Raw genomic sequence first — 19,813 nt, 5'->3', positions numbered from 1 at the left:
ATTTTCTGTAGAAAAGCATGGAATCGTTAAACGAATTCCATGCTTTTTATATGTTAGCACTTATAATAGAGATGTATTATTTTACAATTTATTGAAATGGGGATGATGAAGTTGAAAAAAGTATTGGTGCTAGGGGGAACAAGGTTTTTTGGTAAGCATTTAGTAGAATCACTTTTGCAAGATGGGCATGATGTAACGATTGCGACGAGAGGAATTGCGGAAGATCCTTTTGGAAGTGCAGTAAAAAGACTTATTGTAGATAGAGAAGATGAAAAACAACTAACAGAGCGTCTAGAAGATAAAAATTATGATATTGTATATGATAATTTATGCTATAGCTCGAATGCAGCGAAGATAATATGTGAAGTGTTACGAGGGAAAACGAAGAAATATGTTATGACATCTTCAATGGCGGTCTATGAACCTGCACTAAGCTTATCAGAAGAAGACTTCAATCCGTACGAGTATGCAATTGCGTATGGAGATAGGAATGACTTCAATTATGGTGAAGGTAAGAGATTAGCCGAAGCAGTTGTATTTCAACAAGCAACATTTCCGGTTGTTGCAGTGCGTTTTCCAGTTGTTATTGGAGAAAACGATTATACGAGAAGATTACATTTTTACGTTGAACATATTGTGAAACAAGAGCCTGTCGCCGTGAAGCATTTAGATGGAGAATTGTCATTTATACATGAGAAAGAAGCAGGAGAATTTTTAGCTTGGTGTGGGATGAAGGACATAGAAGGGCCAATTAATGCTTGTAGCAATGGGGTAGTTTCTACTAGCGAAGTTATTCATTTCATAGAAGAAAATACGGGATTAAAAGCACTCGTTCAAGAGGCAGGAGATCATGTAGCGCCTTATAATGAAGTGATTAATTGTACATTACATAATGGAAAAGCTAGTGAATTAGGATTCCCGTTCCGAGAGTTGAAAATAGAAATAGAACAAGTATTACGTTATTACATACATGCAATGAAATAATCATAAATCCCCCGGTGGCAATCCGGGGGATTCTGGAGGATTTCGACAATACTAATTTTACATTACCAAACTTACCTTATACGCACGACTAATGTGTTTGTGATTGAATTGCTTGTAAATACTTTTCATTTACCTGGTCCCAGTTCACTGTATGCCACCAATTGGTAACAAATTCTGGACGCCGATTTTGATACTTTAAATAATAGGCGTGTTCCCATACATCGATGACGAGTAATGGAGTCTTCCCTTCTTGCAGAGGTGTATCTTGATTAGGTGTACTCATAACAGTAAGTTCTTGACCATCAAGGACAAGCCACCCATAGCCACTTCCAAAACGGCTAATTGCTGCTTTAGACAGTTGATCTTTTAAGTTGTCAAAGGTATTGAAATAATAATCAATTACTTTTGCAACGTCTCCATTAGGCTCGCCGCCACCTCGTGGGCTCATTACTTCCCAAAAAAGACTATGACAATAATGTCCACCACCGTTATTTCTGACAGCTGTAACAATTTCCTTTGGTAAAGTTTCTAAATTACATAGTAACTCTTCTAAAGATTTATTATGTAATTCCGTATAGTTTTCTAAAGCGGCATTCAAGTTATTTACGTATGTCGCATGGTGTTTTCCGTGATGAATAGAAAGTGTGTCGCTATCGATATATGGCTCTAGTTCATCATAGTCATATGAAAGCTTTGGCAATTGAAATGAAGACATAACATTACCTCCTTTCTTTTTAAAAGTTGGTCTAGGTAAAAATAATTTACCTGAGTCAAAAATACACCTATTTTTTATGTAAGTCAATAGTAATCCCTTTAATTTTCTGAAAAATATTACAATAAAAGTAACAATTCGACTTTCGTTTGTGACTCTTATTCTTTTTGCTTATACTGTAAAGTAGAACGTTTTGTTGGAATAGAAGGAGATCGTTTATGAGTAAAACGAAACAATTAATAGAGGAAGCGAGTCAATTTATTACGATTTGCTATAAAGAACTTAATAAAGAACAATTCATAGAAGAACGTATGAAAGAAATTCAAGTTGAAATAGAAAAGACGGGGACGTATGAACATACATTTGAAGAACTTGTCCATGGATCGCGAATGGCATGGCGCAATAGTAATCGATGTATCGGAAGACTATTTTGGAGTAAGATGCACATATTAGATGCACGTGAAGTAAATGATGAGGAAGGTGTATATAATGCGTTGATTCATCATATTAAATATGCAACGAACGATGGAAAAGTGAAACCGACAATTACGATTTTTAAGCAATATCAAGGTGAAGAGAATAATATACGAATTTATAATCATCAATTAATTCGATATGCAGGATATAAAACAGAAATGGGAGTGATTGGTGACTCTCATTCCGCTGCATTTACGGATTTTTGTCAGGAACTTGGCTGGCAAGGAGAAGGCACGAATTTCGATGTATTGCCACTGGTATTTTCTATCGATGGAAAGGAACCTGTATATAAAGAAATTCCTAAAAACGAAGTGAAAGAAGTACCAATTGAACATCCAGAGTACCCAATTTCATCTTTAGGAGTCAAGTGGTATGGAGTACCGATGATTTCAGATATGCGCTTAGAAATTGGCGGCATTTCTTATACTGCCGCTCCGTTTAATGGATGGTACATGGGTACGGAAATTGGGGCCCGTAATTTAGCGGATCATGATCGTTATAATTTACTGCCCACCGTTGCGGAGATGATGAAGCTAGATACATCGAGAAACGGTACGTTATGGAAAGACAAGGCATTAATTGAATTAAACGTGGCTGTTTTACATTCCTTTAAAAAACAAGGAGTTAGTATTGTTGATCATCATACTGCAGCACAACAATTTCAGCAATTTGAGAAGCAAGAAGCTGCTTGTGGTCGTGTTGTAACCGGCAATTGGGTGTGGCTCATTCCACCGTTATCTCCAGCTACCACTCATATTTATCATAAACCGTATCCAAATGAAATTTTGAAGCCGAATTTCTTTCATAAATAGTTTGTAGTATAGGACATTTTCTATAAAAATATAATTTTTTTAATTACTGTTACGTAGCAAATGGAAGCCTTTACTCTCGGTTATTTTTGGAAGGAGCTTTTTGAACGAAGGAGTTCCTTATGTTATAATCAAATTTCTGTTTCGAAGACCTTATAGAAATATAAGGTCTTTTATTTTGCTTTTTTATGTAATAGGAATAGAAATTTTCTTTTAAATAAGGGATTTAGCATATTTTTAGGGACAACATAAGTGTGTGGAAAAATTGATGAATTATTATGCTTATATAATCATTATGTTTTGGGTGTAAACAATAAAACATAATAAAGTTGTTTTTTTAGATTGCTGAGGAAGGAGGAAGTGTAAATGAGGATGAAGAGTCGAAAAACGGATTGGCCTGTATTTCTTATTAGTGGTGGCTCGCTTTTATTATTTGTAATTGCGGTTTTCTTAAATAAAAGTTACATAGAGAGAGTCATTAATAGCAGTTTTGCAGCTTCAATTAAATACTTTGGTGCTTTTTGGCAGATTCTATTAATTGGTACATTTGTTGTTGCAATGTGTATGGCGTTCTCGAAGTATGGGAGAGTTAAACTTGGGGGATTAGAAAAACCTGAGATTAGTACGACAAAATGGCTTGCTATTATAATGTCTACATTACTGGCCGGAGGTGGTGTTTTCTGGGCAGCGGCAGAGCCGATGTACCATTTAATGACGGTGCCACCAATACATGAAGGTATAACTGCTGGAACGAAAGAAGCAGTTATGCCTGCTTTAGCACAAAGTTATATGCACTGGGGATTCCTGGCTTGGACGATTTTAGGGACAATTAGTGCGGTAGTTATGATGTATGGTCATTATCATAAAGGTATGCCATTAAAACCTCGAACACTTTTATATCCTATTTTTGGAGAGAAATTGCGAAAGAGTTGGCTTGGAACAATGATCGATGTATTTGCCATTATTGCGGTAGCGGCAGGGACGATTGGTCCAATTGGATTTTTAGGTCTACAAGCAAGTTATGGCCTACAAGCATTGTTTAACATCCCGGATGTGTTTACGACTCAATTAGCCATTATTGTTTGTGTAGTAGCTGTTTCTACTATATCTGCGGTAACAGGAATTGATAAAGGGATTCAAATTATAAGTAATTTAAATGTTAGGTTAGCAGTTTTATTAATGCTATTCGTATTACTGTTTGGACCAGGTGGATTTATTATTGATTCATTTGTTTCTTCGTTTGGATTTTATATAAATGAATTTATTCCAATGAGCACATATCGTGGTGATACAACTTGGTTAGGATCCTGGACAATCTTTTTCTGGGGATGGTTTATTGGGTATGGACCGATGATGGCAATTTTAGTGAGCCGTATTTCAAGAGGAAGAACAATCCGAGAAATCATCGTTGCAATTGGAATTATTGCACCGATTATTACAACGTTTTGGTTTACTATTTTGGGAGGATCAGGTGTGTTTTATGAGTTAATGAATCCTGGTTCTATATCGGCAGCATTAAGTGAATCTGGTATGCCAGCGGCTATGATTGCAATTACAGAGCAACTGCCACTCTCTCACATTATTGGACCGGCATTTCTTTTATTAACAATTTTATTTGTAGTAACAACAGGGGATTCAATGGCGTATTCGATTTCAATGGCAGTGACTGGAGATGGAGACCCTAGAATTAGCTTACGAGTGTTTTGGTCGCTTATTATGGGAACAGTTGCAGCGATTCTTTTATACATGGGTGAGGGAAGTATTAATGCGCTGCAATCATTCATCGTAGTAACAGCTGTCCCGGTATCCATTCTGTTATTCCCAATGCTATGGCTAGCGCCAAAAGTTGCGGGGGAATTAGCTTTAAAGCAAGGTATTGTAAAAGAAGAAGAGAAAACCTCCTTCTTGTTCCAAAAAGCTAGTAAATCAAAGTAAATAATTGTATTTATATAAAAAGAGGAAGCATCTCATTTGAGATACTTCCTCTTTCCTATTTATCCAACTATTTTTTTGAAGGATACAGTTTCAATCTATTCTAATACTTTATCTTTCGTCTCTGGAACACATAATAACATCGTAACTAAACCAATTGGATAGATAATGAAGATGAGAGATAATGCTCCCATTAAATTACCACCTGCAGCAAGTAAGCCGATAATAACAGGCCCAAATCCAGCTAAACCACGTCCTGTACCGAAAATAAAGTTTTCTGCTGTAGAGCGAGCTTCAGCAGGATAGTTTTCGGCTAAAACTGCCCCGAATCCTCCCATCATGCCATTGGCAAAGAATCCAAGCAATGCACTTCCCCATAACAATAATGTTGAGTCTGTGAATAAGAAGAAGTAAATGAGACAGTATATAGTACCACCGACATAATAGATTGTAAAAGTTTTACGGCGACCAATTTTATCAGCTAGAATACCAAAAGTTGCAATACCAATTAGCATACCGATCGTAGAGATGAACATCCAGCCGCTCGCCTTTGCTAATGTGTAGTTATATTTATTCGCTAAAATAGTTGGCATCCATGTGAAAATTCCATAATATCCGAAGTTTTGGATGAATGACATAATAATAAGACCAATTGTTGTTATCGTTACTTTTTTATTTGCAAATAACTTTCGGAGTGGGAACTTTTTCATTTGCTTTAGTTGCTCTGCCTCAGTAGTTGTTAAATTACCTTCAGCTTCTTTTTGTAACAATTCTTTTTTGTATCGTTGTTTTTGTTCCCATATTTTCGGTTCACTTAAACTTTTTCGGACATAGACAGCTAGTAGTGCGGGAATGAGTCCAAATAAGAAAACGGCTCTCCATCCAAAGTGTGGAACGATAAATGCTGGTAGGAGTGAAGCGACTAGTACGCCGAATTGCCATCCAAGTGCCACAACGGATGTTGCCTTTGCGCGCATTTCTTTCGACCATGTTTCAGTTACGATGGCCATTCCAATACCGAATTCACCACCAACTCCCATTCCAACTAAAAAGCGAAGAATTAATAATTGCCAATAATCTGTTGCGAAATAAATGAGTGCTGTTGCGAGTGAAAATAGTAAGATTGTGAAGGCCATCGTACGGATCCGACCAAATAAATCAGCAATAAATCCAAATAAATAAGACCCGATTAGCATTCCTATTGTGGTGGCTAATGTTAAGTTTCCACCTTCAACAGGGCTTAAATGAAATTCCTTTAAAATGTAGACGAGTACGAAAGATAAGAGCAACATATCTAAACCTTCTGCTGCATACCCTAGCGCAGAACCAAATAATGTTTTATATCTTTTCTCTTTCGTCTCCTCTGTTGTTGATTGTACATCAGTAGTGACGTTCATCATTACTCCTCCTCATTTTCTTTCTACAGTCGCTATGGAAGAATAACAAAAGGCCTTCTCACCTGATATGATGAGAAGGCCAAAAATTCATACGTATGCCTAAAAAAGGACATACGTATAGAGTATATTCCGACTTCCTTCTCAACCTCACGGGGTTGGGTTAAAGGACTGTATTATATTACTTTATTTTTAGCACTCTTCTATTACATTGTCAAATAATGAGGGAATTGTTATGTGTAAAATATTTCAAAAGATATTTTATTCTTCTTGACGCACACTTCATTATTTTCCCATAATAAAACTAACTCATATAAAAAGGAATGAATCACGGATGCTAAATTTAGTACTTATGATGATTGAACGTGTCGGACTTATTGTTATTTTAGGATTTTTACTTTCCCATATTAAAACGTTCAGGCGCCTTCTTCATAAGCAAGATGGATATGTAGATAAGCTTAAGCTTATTTGTATTTTTTCAGTGTTTACAATTGTAAGCAATTACACAGGAATTGAAATTGCCGGGAATACAATTATGAAAGAAAATTGGCTACAAGGTGTTTCGTCATCTAGTACAATTGCGAATACACGTATTATGGGTGTTGGAATTAGTGGATTGCTTGGAGGTCCTATCGTTGGCATTGGAGTAGGATCGATTGCAGGTATTCACCGTTATATGCTTGGCGGGACGACAGCGCTGAGTTGTGCAATTTCGTCAATTTTAGCAGGTGTTATAACAGGATACATTGGATACATTTTCAAAAAATATAATCGTGCAATTACGCCTAAATTTTCAGCGGTTTTAAGTGTATGTATCGTTTCTTTAGAAATGATTATGATCCTATTAATCGTAGAGGATGGGAGTAGTATCGTGAAAACAATTGCGATACCAATGATCCTTGTAAATAGTTTCGGGAGTTTTATTTTACTTTCTATGATACAAGCTATTTTGCGTCAGGAAGAAAATGCGAAAGCCCTGCAAACACATAAAGTATTACGAATTGCTGACAAAACATTACCATATTTTCGCCGCGGATTAACAGAAGATTCTTGTAAACATGTGGCACAAATTATTCACCGCTTTACGGGAACAGATGCGGTATCCTTAACAGATACAGAGAAAATATTAGCTCACGTTGGATTAGCATCAGATCATCATATTCCTTCACATAGTTTAATAACGGGTTTATCGAAAGAAGTGTTGAATACGGGAAAAATAATGAAGGCAAAATCGCGTGAGGTTATTAATTGTCAACATGAAAGCTGCCCTTTGCAAGCGGCGATCGTTATTCCACTAACTTCACATGGAAATACAATTGGGACATTAAAACTGTATTTTAAAAATTCTAATCAGTTAAGTCGCGTAGAAGAGGAATTAGCAGAAGGATTAGCAAAAATATTCTCTACACAACTTGAATTAGGTGAAGCTGAGTTGCAAAGTAAATTATTGCAAGATGCAGAGATAAAAGCATTACAAGCACAAATTAACCCACACTTTTTATTTAATGCGATTAATACAGTATCAGCTTTATGCCGAACAGATGTAGAGAAGGCAAGGAAGTTATTATTACAGCTTAGCGTGTATTTCCGTTGTAATTTGCAAGGAGCACGCCAATTACTTATTCCATTAGAACAAGAGTTAAATCATGTACATGCATATTTATCTTTAGAACAAGCGAGGTTTCCAAATAAGTATGAAGTGAAGATGTACATTGAGGAAGAGTTAAAGACGACCTTAGTTCCACCGTTTGTACTTCAGTTATTAGTTGAAAATGCATTGCGCCATGCTTTTCCGAAAAAGCAGCCAGTGTGCCAAGTTGAGATACATGTGTTTGAAGAAGAGGAGATGGTTCATTTTGAAGTGCGAGATAATGGACAAGGGATTGAGAGTGAACGTCTAGGGCAATTAGGAAAAATGGTAGTTCCATCAAAGAAAGGGACTGGAACGGCTTTATATAACATTAATGAACGACTTATCGGGTTATTTGGGAAAGAGACAATGCTTCAAATTGAAAGTGAATTAGAGCAAGGGACAAAAATCTCCTTCGTAATCCCGAAAAAAGTAGGGGAGGAAAAGCGGAGTGTTAAAAGTATTAGTAGTTGACGATGAAATGTTAGCACGGGATGAGTTGAAATATTTATTAGAACAAACGAAAGAAGTAGAAATAGTTGGTGAGGCTGATTGTGTAGAAGATGCATTAGAAGAGCTAATGCAAAACAAACCAGATATTGTTTTCCTAGACATTCAGTTATCGGATGATAACGGATTTGAGATCGCAAATATATTAAAGAAGATGAAAAATCCACCTGCAATTGTGTTTGCGACTGCCTACGATCAATACGCACTGCAAGCATTTGAAGTAGATGCGTTAGACTACATTTTAAAGCCATTTGATGAAGAACGTATCGTACAGACATTAAAGAAATATAAAAAGCAAAAACAAATAAAATTAGAAACAAAACAGGAAGTAAAGAGTGTAGATGTAACGACGGAGATGCATAAATTAGCATTACCAATTGAGGAATCGATCGTACTTGTGAATATTGAAGATATTATATATGTAGGACTTGTGGACGGAAAAGTGACAGTAAAAACGATGAAGGAAACATATGTAACACATGATACACTTGTCATTTTGGAAAAGAAGTTGCCGCAAGCAAGTTTTATGCGTGTTCATCGTAGTTTTATTGCAAATATTAATCATATTACGGAAATACAACCGTGGTTTAACTCTACTTATAACTTAATTATGAAAGAAGGTTCAAAAGTACCTGTTAGCCGAACATATGCAAAAGAACTCAAAAAGCTACTTCGTATTTAAGAAGTAGCTTTTTGCATTTCATCTGCCTATTTTTGTAACTAATTTTGTATATTTGACGTTCTGATGTGTAAACGCTTACAGTTCCGTTTGTATTTTATACAATAAAGGTACCAAATCGAAAGAGGTGGCCGAAATGAGTACGAAAAAAGTATATAGTTTCTTATCACAAGCATTTATATTTTCAGCTATTATGTTAGTTTCTAATATTATTGCAACACATTTACCAATTCCGATGCCTTCATCGGTAATCGGGTTAGTCATTTTATTTAGTCTATTATGTTTAAAAGTTATTAAATTGGAGCAAGTTGAATCACTTGGAACAGCTTTAACAGGTATTATCGGATTCCTTTTCGTCCCATCAGGTATTTCAGTTATTAACTCTCTTGGTGTAATGGGACAATATTTTGTACAAATTTTAACTGTAATTGTTGTCGCAACAGTTATTTTACTCGCTGTAACAGGGTTATTTGCACAATTCATTTTAGGCAAAGACGATAAAGAAACAAAAGATACGAAAGAATTGAAAGTAGTAAATAAAGGACGCAAGCACGGAAAAGTTGCGTAACCAATTTAGTATATATTGTTTGGAGGGAATGAACATGGCAAGCACAATGACTCCATATTTCGGAATTGTCGTTTCGTTGATCGCATACGGAATCGGAACCTTATTATTTAAGCATTCAAAAGGATTCTTCTTATTCACACCATTATTCGTAGCGATGGTATTAGGGATTGTCTTTCTAAAGGTAGGTAATTTTACTTTCGAAGAATATAATACTGGCGGAAAAATGATTAGTTTCTTCTTAGAGCCAGCAACAATCGCATTTGCAATTCCATTATATAAACAAGTGGATAAGTTAAAAAAATATTGGTGGCAAATTTTATCGGCTATCGTAGTTGGATCTATTTGTTCAGTAATTGTTGTATTTATTGTTGCAAAAGCAATTGGTTTAGATACAGCAGTAATGAATTCAATGTTACCACAAGCAGCAACAACAGCAATTGCATTACCAATCTCTGAAAGTATCGGTGGTATACCAGCAATTACATCATTTGCAGTTATTTTTAACGCAGTTATTGTATACGCATTGGGAGCATTATTCTTAAAAACATTTAGAGTAAAACATCCAATTGCAAAAGGTTTAGCACTTGGAACAGCAGGTCACGCATTAGGAGTAGCAGTAGGAATTGAAATGGGTGAAGTAGAGGCAGCTATGGCGAGTATTGCTGTAACAGTAGTTGGGGTTGTAACTGTAGTTGTCATACCGATGTTTATGCCATTCATTGGCTAGTAAAACTTACTTGGAAAAATGAGAAAAGCAAGCTATTTGTAGGACAGATTTCTACTGATAGCTTGCTTTTTATGTTACAGTAGTGGTAAGACCTATTTTAACAAAATGTAAGTTTCCTTAAATCTTCATTAATACTGTGTAGAATACGTTTTGAATTAGGTCATTGTATTGTAAAATAAGAAGTAAGCTACTATAGGGTCTGCTAAGGGAGACATATAATAAGCTTATAAAAATCTTCATATGAATGAATAATTAAAGGTAGAGAATAGAGAAAAAATCTACTTATTAACGTTTTACTTTATAGGACAGGAGAGAGTACTCGTCGATTATGCAAATAAAAAACCTGTTTCAAAGCAAAGGATTTCAGAGGTTACTCGTATTAGTAATACTTGCTCTCGTGTTATACGGGCTGCAAAGTATGTTGAATTTAATTTTAATTACGTTTATTCTTACGTATTTAATGGATCGATTCCAAAAGTTTATTTCCCGCAAATTAGATCATTTCATGCCCATTAATCGAAAACTCATTATAGCATTTCTATATGTCATGTTAATTGGCGGAATTGCTATTACGCTATTTAAATATTTACCAGTATTAACGATACAAATTTCACAATTGATTTATCAATTTAACGTATTTTTAAGAAATCCACCAGATAGTGAATTAATTAAGTATGCAGTTAATGCTGTCAATCATATGGAACTGTCGAAGTATGTAGGACAAGGCGTAGACATTTTATATAAATCGATTACGAATGTTGGAAAATTTGGCCTTCAAGTGTTACTTTCTTTAATTTTAAGCCTATTTTTCTTATTGGAGAAAGCTCGTATCGTTGCCTTTACTGCAAAGTTTAAAGAAAGCCGACTTGCAATTTTCTATACTGAAATTGAGTACTTCGGTAAGAAATTTGCACGTTCATTCGGAAAAGTAATCGAAGCACAATTTTTAATTGCAGTTGTTAACTGTGTTCTATCCGTTATTGCACTATGGATATTAGGATTCCCACAATTATTAGGTTTAGCGTTAATGATCTTCTTACTCGGTTTAATTCCAGTAGCTGGGGTTATCATTTCGTTATTCCCGCTTTGTATGATTGCTTACAATATCGGCGGTATTATGTACGTTGTTTATATTTTAGTTATCGTAACAGTCATTCATGCGCTTGAAAGTTACGTGTTAAATCCGAAGTTTATGTCCCAAAAAACAAACTTACCGATTTTCTATACGTTTATGGTATTAATCTTCTCAGAACACTTCTTAGGTGTATGGGGATTAATTATCGGTATTCCAATCTTCATTTTCTTATTAGACGTCTTAGATGTGACAAGTGATGAGATGGAGAAGGAAGTTGGAAAAAATAAAGTGAAGTAAGAAAAAGCATCGATGTTCGATGCTTTTTCTTTTATAACATGATGTTCCTTATGCCATACTGTAAGAAGAACATAGAATAGGGGTGAAAGAATGGCTGTAAATGAAAAGGTAGAGTTAGCTACATTTGCTGGAGGATGTTTCTGGTGTATGGTTTCGCCATTTGAAGAGATGGAAGGGATTATAAAAGTTGTTTCGGGCTATACAGGTGGTCATAAAGAGAATCCAACATATAAAGAAGTATGTTCAGAAACGACGGGACATTATGAGGCAGTACAAATTACATTTGACGCAAATAAAATGCCATATGAGGAGTTATTAAATATATATTGGAGACAAATTGATCCGACCGATGTAGGTGGACAATTCCACGATCGCGGACAGTCTTACGAAACAGTGATTTTTTATCATAATGAAGAGCAACATAAAAAAGCAGAGGCTTCAAAAGCGAATCTTGCAAAGAGTGGACGCTTTTCAAAGCCAATTGCGACAAAAATATTACCAGCTACTACGTTTTATCCGGCTGAGGAATACCATCAAGGATATTATAAGAAAAATACATTTCGCTACGAGTTATACCGTAAAGGCTCGGGACGAGATGCTTTTATTAAGCAACATTGGCCAAAGGATAATGCTCATTTAAAAGAAAAACTAAATGAGATGCAGTTTTATGTAACGCAGGAAAATGGTACAGAACCACCATTTCGAAATGAGTATTGGAATCATAAAGAAGAAGGTCTTTATGTAGACATCGTTTCAGGAGAACCGTTATTTACTTCTTTAGATAAATTTGATAGTGGGTGTGGATGGCCTAGTTTTACGAAGCCAGTTATGTCAGCTAGTGTGAAAGAAAAAATGGATGTGAGTCATAATATGACGCGTACAGAAGTGAGAAGTAAGGAAGGAGATTCACATCTTGGGCATGTATTTCCAGACGGTCCAGGACCAAATGGACTTCGTTACTGCATTAATTCTGCAGCCCTTCGATTTATTCCAAAAGAGGAATTAGAGAAAGAAGGCTATGGTGATTTTCTAGTCTTGTTTGGAAATAAAAAATAACCTCGCTAACTGCGAGGTTATTTTTTATTATTTTGCTTTTTTCTTTTTAAATTTGCTTAATACTTCATAAACGATTGGAACAATAAGAAGTGTTAATAATGTTGAACTTGTTAATCCACCAATTACGGTTACACCAAGTCCTTTAGAAATTAAGCCGCTACCTTCAAATCCTAATGCAAGCGGGATAAGGGCCCCAATCGTTGCAATTGCAGTCATTAAAATCGGACGAAGGCGTGTTGCACCAGCTTCTAATAAAGCTTCACGTGTTGATAGACCTTCATTCTCTTTATGAATAACGCGGTCGATAAGTACGATTGCGTTTGTTACAACGATACCGATTAACATAAGCGCACCAATCATTGCAGACACACTTAATGTTTCACCGGAGATTAATAAGGCAATAAGAGCTCCGATAATTGTAAATGGTAGCGAGAATAAAATTGCGAATGGTGCAAGGGCACCACCAAATGTAACGACAAGAACGAAGTATACAATGGCAATCGCAGCTAACATCGCTAAGCCAAGTTGCTTAAATGATTCTTCAATATCTTTTGTAACGCCGCCCATAGAAACATCTACGCCAGAAGGAAGATCCATTTTATCTACTTCTTTTTGAACAGCAGCAGATGCTTTTGAAACGTCATCAGATGTTAGTTTTGCGCTTACTTCTGCATAAACACGGCCATCGCGGTGTTTCACTGTATTTGAAGTTTCCCCTTCTTTTACAGTCATCACATCTTTCACAGCTACTTCATTACCGAGTGGTGTTGTAAGTTTTCGATTTGTTAAGTCATCGATTGTTTCATAATTTTGTTTTTCAGCTTCTACATATACATTGACGTCTTTACCGTCTTTTTTAATTGTTGTCAGAACAGGGCGATCATGTTGATTAGAAAGTCCCATTCCAATTTGCGCCGCCGTTAGACCCATTTTACTTAGCTTTTCCTGATCTGCGACTAAAGTGTACTCAGCATACGTTTTTGCAATACTAGAGTCTATATCTTTTAAGTCTTTGTTTTTCTTCATTATGTTTTGAATATCTTTTACGACAGGCTTAATGTTTTCCGAGCTATCTCCGTACACGTATAGTTTAATTTCATTACTACCGCCACTTGCTCCGAAATCTTGGTTTTTCCATTCGCCTTTTCCAGACATCTTCTGTAAATCTTTAACGACCTGTTCCTTCTCTTTTTCGAAGTTTTTCGTGTCGTTATCATATTGCACAAAGAACATTGCCTGGTTTGATTGACCAGGACTCATTGGGTTTTCGCCACCTAATGAGAATTGAATTGTTTTGACGTCTTTATTATCTTGGAAGTGCTTCTCAGCTTTCGTTGCAATTTTCTCAACGTCTTCTAACGTTTGACCTGGTTCAGGATTGTACGTTGCAATGATCATTTTTTCTTCTTCAGATGGTAAGAAACTTACACCGATAACTGGAACAAGTGCAAGACTACCAACTAATAGAAGGATAGCGATACTTGATGTAATAATTTTATGATTTAAAGCCCATGCAAGTATGCGTTTATAAATGTTTGCTAATTTACTTGGTTTTTCTTCATGATGTACTTCTTTTTCCCTCATGCTCTCTTTTTTAAATAAAGAGTGAGCTAGCATTGGTACGATTGTAACTGCCACTAGTAACGATGCTAATAAAGCAAAGACGATAGTTAAGGCGAATGGTAAGAACATTTCACCAATCATACCTTTTACTAGTCCAAGTGGTAAAAATACTGCAATTGTTACGATGGTAGAAGACATAATCGGGATAAACATTTCTTTCGTAGCTTCACGAATTAAATCTTTTCCGCGCAGCTTCTCTTCTGATAATGACATACGTCGGTAAATATTTTCAATAACAACAATGGAGTCATCCACAACGCGCCCGATAGCGACTGTCATTGCTCCGAGTGTCATAATGTTAAGCGTAATATCCATTTGCTTTATAACTAATACAGCAATTAATAAGGAAAGTGGTATGGAAACGACAGAGATTAATGTTGTACGGATATTTCGTAGGAACAGCATAATAATAACAATCGCAAAGATAGCGCCGAAAATAGCTTTGCTCAGCATTGTTTCTACTGATTTCTCAATAGGTGCACCTTGGTCAAATGTTGAAATAATCTCTAAGTCTTTATATTTTTTCTCAAGCTCTTTTACTTTATCTTTTACTGCATTTACAACATCAACTGTATTCGCATCAGCAGCTTTTACGATTTGAATTCCAATTGCTTCTTTTCCATTTGTTCGAGAAATAGATTCAGCTTTTCCGACTTCTTTAATGTCAGCAATTTCGTCTAACGTAACTGTTGGAATCCCGTTCATAGCGGCTGGATTCATTTGTGATGTTTGTGCACCGGCCCCAGCCCCAGGATTTTGACTACCTTGACCGCTCGGTGAGGAAGGAACAGCTGGGATTTTCAATTCTTTTAATGCTTTCATTGTTGTAATATTGCCATCTACAACAACTGATTTTTCTGTGTCTTTAAATGTATATAAACCAAGTGGTAAAGATACGTCCGATCCTTTAATTACATTTTTTACAGTATCTTCACTTAAACCTAATTCTTTCATCTTATCTTTCTTGAAGACAAGTTGTACTTCATCTACTTGTTGACCTGAAATTTGAACAGATGCAACACCATCAAGTCCTTTTAATCCTGGAACAACATTTTTTTCGACATTTTCAGTTAAGGTAGCTAAAGATTCATTTTTACTTGCTACGCTTAATGAAATAACAGGAAAGGCATTGAAGTTTAAACGTGAAACTTTCGAATCCTTTACGCCTTCTGGCAGTTTCACATTTGCGAGTGCTTCTTTAATTTCTGTTTCAGCCTTTTCCATGTTTTTATCAAAATCATATTCTACTTGAATAGAAGATGCATTTTGAAAAGATGATGAACTAACAACGTTTACACCACTTAAATTTTGCAGTTGCTCTTCCATCGGTTTTGAAACCTTATCAGCTACTTCTTCTGGTGTAGCACCAGGATAAACCGTGGTTACTGTTACAACAGGTGTTGTAATATCAGGAATTGTTTCCAGCTTCATATTTAGCCCAGAATAAATACCTGCAATGGTAACGATAATGGTTAGTAGCCAAACTGCGAACTTATTTTTTAACGAGAAATTAATGATTTTGTTCATGTTTGCGCTCCCTTTGTATTGTATTGACCAACTGGTCAGTCTAATACATAATATAACTGACTGATTGGTCAGCCGTCAATGAAAAGGGATGGTATAATACATTCATAATAAGATGCGAGATTAAATTTAGGAGAGACATGATATGAAAGAAAAAGAGCGTTTAATTATAGAGATGGCTATGAAGTTATTTGCGACTAAGGGTGTAAATGCGACATCAGTACAGGAAATTGTGACCGCTAGTGGCATATCTAAGGGAGCTTTTTATTTATACTTTAAATCGAAAGAAGAGCTTTTATTAGCAACACTTCGATATTACTATGACAAGATTCAAAATAAAATGATGGATATTGATAAAGAATCATTATTACCACGTGAAAAATTTGCAAAACAATTGCATTGCCAGTTTAACGATATACAAAAGCATAAAGAATTTATTATTATGCATGCGAGGGAAAATGCGATTCCTTTTAATAAAGAAGTGGAAGAGTTTATGATGCGGATGAAGTTAGAGTCCCATGCATTTTATCGGAATAGTTTATTGTCCATTTATGGTGAAAAGGTTATACCCTATTTATTGGATTTAGTAATTATGGTAGAAGGTATATGCCGCGGATACTTGGAATTAATTATTTTACAGGCGCCAGAAATTGACTTATCGTATGTCTCAACTTTTATTTTAAAAAGAGTAGATCATTTAGTAGGAGGGCTTGTAGAATCTGCGGAGAAACCTGTTTTGCATGAAGAAAGGCTTGGGGAGTTTCTTTGTAAATCAGAACTTATTAAGGAACAGGTTAAAGAACATTTTTTAAAAGAAATTATTATATTTAAACGTACATTAGCAGATCAATTAGAAAATGATGAATTACTTGTTACATTAGATGTTTTAGAGGCGGAGATGAGATTGTCTAATCCAAGAATTCCAGTCATTAGAGGAATGTTAGCAAATTTAGAGACATATCCGGAATTAAAAGAATTTAAATTGCGACTTATGGGATATTACAATATAAAAAGTTCTTAATAAAAACAAGCAAAAAACTCCTTGTCCATACAAGGAGTTTTTTTAAGATAAGACTACTTACTATTTTGAGACCACTCTTCAACATCCCAAACTTTTGTGATCCAATCTTCATAGAAGTCCGGTTCGTGACATACAAGGAGGATTGTTCCTTTATATGCTTTCATAGCCTTCTTAAGTTCCGCTTTTGCTGTAACATCAAGATGGTTTGTCGGCTCGTCAAATAGTAGCCAGTTACTTTCTTCACCCATTAGTTTACATAAACGAACTTTTGCTTGTTCTCCACCACTTAATTGACTTAATGGACGAGAAATATGTTCATTTTTTAATCCGCATTTTGCTAACATCGCACGAATTTGATGTTGGTCTAGGCCAGGGAATGTATTCCATACATCATCAATTGGTGTTATATTGTCAGCTTTAACTTCTTGCTCAAAGTATGCAGGCTCTAAGAAGTCACCAAGGCTTGTTTTACCGCTTAAAGGTTTAATTTTACCTAAGATTGTTTTTAGTAACGTGGATTTACCAACACCGTTACATCCAACAATAGCAATTTTTTCACCACGTTCGATTGTCATTGATAACTTTGGTAGTAGCGGATGTGTATATCCGATTTCTACATTTTCACCTTCAAAGACGAAACGACTACTTGCACGACTTTCTTTAAATGAGAATGCCGGTTTAATTGCTGTTTCCGGGCGATCAATAAGCTCCATACGATCAAGTTGTTTTTGACGACTCTTTGCACGACCTGTCGTTGAATAACGAGCTTTATTCTTTGCAATGAAGTCCTCTTGCTTTTTGATAAACTCGCGTTGTTTTTCATAAGCGTTTATATGTTGATTTTTATTGATTTCTGCTAGCTCTAGGAATTTTTCATATGTTGCTGTATAACGCGTCATTTTTGTAAATTCTAGATGGAAAATAACATCAACACATTTATTCATAAATTCCGTATCATGGGAAATCAACAGGAACGCATGTGGGTATTCTTTTAAATAATTCGTTAACCAATGAATATGTTCAACGTCTAAATAGTTGGTAGGTTCATCAAGTAATAATACTTCTGGTTGTTCAAGTAATAGCTTTGCAAGCAATACCTTTGTACGTTGTCCACCACTTAGTGCTGAAACATCACGATCTAAACCAATTGCATCAATTCCAAGACCACGTGCAGCCTCTTCAATTTTCATATCTAGTAAATAGAAACCGCCCGCCTCAAGTGCATCTTGTATTTCTGCCATTTGCTCAAGAAGTTCTTCTAGTTCTTCTGGTGTAGCAGTTCCCATTTTTTCTGTAACTTCATTTAAAGCTTTTTCCTTTTCAAATAGCGGTAAAAATGCATCCGCTAGTACGTCACGAATTGTACGTCCAGGCGTTAAAACCGTATGCTGATCTAAGTAACCGTAATGTGTGCCCGGTGTCCATTCTACACGACCTTGGTCATGAATAAGCTGACCAGTAATGATATTCATGAATGTTGATTTACCAACACCGTTTGCACCAACTAATCCAACATGCTCACCTGCTAGTAATCGCATAGATACATCTTTAAATAATGTACGATCGCCAAATGTATGTCCTAATTTTTCAACTGTTAATAAGCTCATAGTATCCTCCGTCCAACTTGAAATAGTACCTTGAATCATGATACTAAATTCTTTCATATAATGCTATCATTTCAAAATGTATATTTTTTCAAAAGAAGTGTTTGTAAATGTTAGTATATAAAAAAGTTACTTCTACCTACAGAAGTAACTTTTTTATTATGCTTTTTGTTTCACTTCGCTAACTTTCTTTTCAGCTACAATAAAATGTGGTCTACGTTTTGTTTCATAATAAATACGACCGATATATTCACCAATAACACCTAGGAATATGAGTTGAATACCGCCAATAAATAGTATAGCGGAAATGAGAGTGAAGTAACCGGGAACTTCTACACCACCAAGTATGATTTGAACGAATGTAGTGATTACGTATAAAAGTCCCAAAATAGTTGTTAATAATCCAAGGTATATAGATAGGCGTAACGGTTTATTATTGAATGAAATTACACCGTCGATTCCGTAGTTTAATAACTTTGAAAACGTCCATTTACTTTCCCCGTCTGAACGTAATACATTTTCATATTCAATGATTAATTCGTTATAACCGATCCAAGAAAACAAGCCTTTTGAAAATCGATTGTATTCACTTAAAGATAATAAAGAATCAACTGCTCTTCGGCTTAAAAGTCTAAAGTCACCAATGCCGTCTACTAGTTCAATATCTACAAATTTATTCATCACTTTATAGTAAAGACGAGAGACGAAAGAGCGAACAGGTGAATCACCAGTTCTTGTTCTCTTTGCAATTACTTGGTCGTAGCCTTCGTTATATCCCTCTAATAGTTCTTTTATTAACGTAGGAGGATGTTGTAAGTCAGCATCCATAATAACAATTGCATCGCCTGTAGCATATTTTAAACCAGCTAACATTGCAGCCTCTTTTCCGAAGTTTCGGCTAAATGATATATAATGTACCGATGAATCTATACTAGCTAAATCACGTAAAATATTTAATGTATCATCTTTACTACCATCATTAACAAAAACAAATTCATAATCGGTAGTTAATTTATGAATTTCAAGAGAAGTCTCTGAATAAAAGGCACGAAGCACCTTTTCTTCATTGTAGCATGGTACAACGATTGAAAGAGTCATTTTTGACACTCCTTGTTTGAAATGGGTTAAAACAATATTACGCATTTTTATATGAAGCTATCCAATTGGATAGCTTCATGATTAATTAGGTGC

General features: G+C 35.5%; 15 protein-coding genes. 10 read left to right on the top strand and 5 right to left on the bottom strand.

Annotated features, from left to right (window positions below; genetic code table 11):
- Positions 1 to 102: 102 nt before the first annotated feature.
- Positions 103 to 984 (top strand): NAD-dependent epimerase/dehydratase family protein, encoded by an 882-nt coding sequence (locus ACZ76X_RS22085; protein WP_479851692.1) that lies wholly within the window; start codon positions 103 to 105, stop codon positions 982 to 984.
- 88 nt (positions 985 to 1,072) lie between these two features.
- On the opposite strand, the gene sodA is transcribed toward ACZ76X_RS22085, so the two are convergent.
- Entirely contained in the window at positions 1,073 to 1,699 is a 627-nt protein-coding gene (gene sodA / locus ACZ76X_RS22080; protein WP_479851691.1) for a superoxide dismutase [Mn], read from the bottom strand.
- Positions 1,700 to 1,914: 215 nt separating this feature from the next.
- On the opposite strand from sodA, the gene ACZ76X_RS22075 reads away from it, so the two are divergent.
- Together ACZ76X_RS22075 and ACZ76X_RS22070 are read left to right on the top strand one after the other, a co-directional pair.
- A complete protein-coding gene (locus tag ACZ76X_RS22075) occupies positions 1,915 to 2,985 on the top strand; it encodes a nitric oxide synthase oxygenase (protein ID WP_479851690.1) in 1,071 nt (356 codons plus the stop codon).
- 363 nt (positions 2,986 to 3,348) lie between these two features.
- Positions 3,349 to 4,917 (top strand): BCCT family transporter, encoded by a 1,569-nt coding sequence (locus tag ACZ76X_RS22070; RefSeq protein WP_479851689.1) that lies wholly within the window; start codon positions 3,349 to 3,351, stop codon positions 4,915 to 4,917.
- A 95-nt stretch (positions 4,918 to 5,012) separates the two neighbouring features.
- Here the strand turns inward: ACZ76X_RS22070 and ACZ76X_RS22065 are convergent, their stop codons facing one another.
- Positions 5,013 to 6,311, bottom strand: a complete 1,299-nt coding sequence (locus ACZ76X_RS22065; protein WP_001103428.1) for an MFS transporter — start codon at positions 6,309 to 6,311, stop codon at positions 5,013 to 5,015.
- Between the two features lie 331 nt (positions 6,312 to 6,642).
- On the opposite strand from ACZ76X_RS22065, the gene lytS reads away from it, so the two are divergent.
- The 6 genes from lytS to msrB all read left to right on the top strand — a co-directional run bounded on the left by lytS (position 6,643) and on the right by msrB (position 12,850).
- Entirely contained in the window at positions 6,643 to 8,412 is a 1,770-nt protein-coding gene (gene lytS, locus ACZ76X_RS22060) for a two-component system sensor histidine kinase LytS (RefSeq protein WP_479851688.1), read from the top strand.
- A complete protein-coding gene (locus ACZ76X_RS22055) occupies positions 8,390 to 9,130 on the top strand; it encodes a LytR/AlgR family response regulator transcription factor (RefSeq protein WP_098668556.1) in 741 nt (246 codons plus the stop codon). Before lytS ends, ACZ76X_RS22055 begins: the two co-directional genes overlap by 23 nt.
- Positions 9,131 to 9,263: 133 nt before the next feature.
- Entirely contained in the window at positions 9,264 to 9,695 is a 432-nt protein-coding gene (gene lrgA, locus ACZ76X_RS22050; protein WP_098668557.1) for an antiholin-like murein hydrolase modulator LrgA, read from the top strand.
- A gap of 34 nt (positions 9,696 to 9,729) precedes the next feature.
- Positions 9,730 to 10,422: an antiholin-like protein LrgB gene (gene lrgB, locus ACZ76X_RS22045; RefSeq protein WP_000168869.1), complete on the top strand. Its 693-nt coding sequence runs from the start codon at positions 9,730 to 9,732 to the stop codon at positions 10,420 to 10,422.
- 328 nt (positions 10,423 to 10,750) lie between these two features.
- Positions 10,751 to 11,794 carry an AI-2E family transporter gene (locus ACZ76X_RS22040; RefSeq protein WP_479851687.1) on the top strand — a complete coding sequence of 348 codons (1,044 nt, stop codon included), beginning with the start codon at positions 10,751 to 10,753 and terminating at the stop codon, positions 11,792 to 11,794.
- A 90-nt stretch (positions 11,795 to 11,884) separates the two neighbouring features.
- Positions 11,885 to 12,850: a peptide-methionine (R)-S-oxide reductase MsrB gene (gene msrB, locus ACZ76X_RS22035; RefSeq protein ID WP_479851686.1), complete on the top strand. Its 966-nt coding sequence runs from the start codon at positions 11,885 to 11,887 to the stop codon at positions 12,848 to 12,850.
- Positions 12,851 to 12,877: 27 nt separating this feature from the next.
- On the opposite strand, the gene ACZ76X_RS22030 is transcribed toward msrB, so the two are convergent.
- On the bottom strand, positions 12,878 to 16,000 hold the full coding sequence (locus ACZ76X_RS22030; protein ID WP_479851685.1) for an efflux RND transporter permease subunit: 3,123 nt from the start codon (positions 15,998 to 16,000) through the stop codon (positions 12,878 to 12,880).
- Positions 16,001 to 16,142: 142 nt separating this feature from the next.
- On the opposite strand from ACZ76X_RS22030, the gene ACZ76X_RS22025 reads away from it, so the two are divergent.
- Entirely contained in the window at positions 16,143 to 17,018 is an 876-nt protein-coding gene (locus tag ACZ76X_RS22025; protein ID WP_479851684.1) for a TetR/AcrR family transcriptional regulator, read from the top strand.
- A 53-nt stretch (positions 17,019 to 17,071) separates the two neighbouring features.
- Here the strand turns inward: ACZ76X_RS22025 and ACZ76X_RS22020 are convergent, their stop codons facing one another.
- Together ACZ76X_RS22020 and ACZ76X_RS22015 are read right to left on the bottom strand one after the other, a co-directional pair.
- Positions 17,072 to 18,625: an ABC-F family ATP-binding cassette domain-containing protein gene (locus tag ACZ76X_RS22020; RefSeq protein WP_479851683.1), complete on the bottom strand. Its 1,554-nt coding sequence runs from the start codon at positions 18,623 to 18,625 to the stop codon at positions 17,072 to 17,074.
- 156 nt (positions 18,626 to 18,781) lie between these two features.
- Positions 18,782 to 19,720: a glycosyltransferase family 2 protein gene (locus tag ACZ76X_RS22015; protein ID WP_479851682.1), complete on the bottom strand. Its 939-nt coding sequence runs from the start codon at positions 19,718 to 19,720 to the stop codon at positions 18,782 to 18,784.
- Positions 19,721 to 19,813 lie beyond the last annotated feature (93 nt).

The sequence above is a fragment of the Bacillus sp. BC05(2025) genome (genome assembly GCF_056725905.1).
This window is presented reverse-complemented; position numbering and strand designations above follow the sequence as displayed.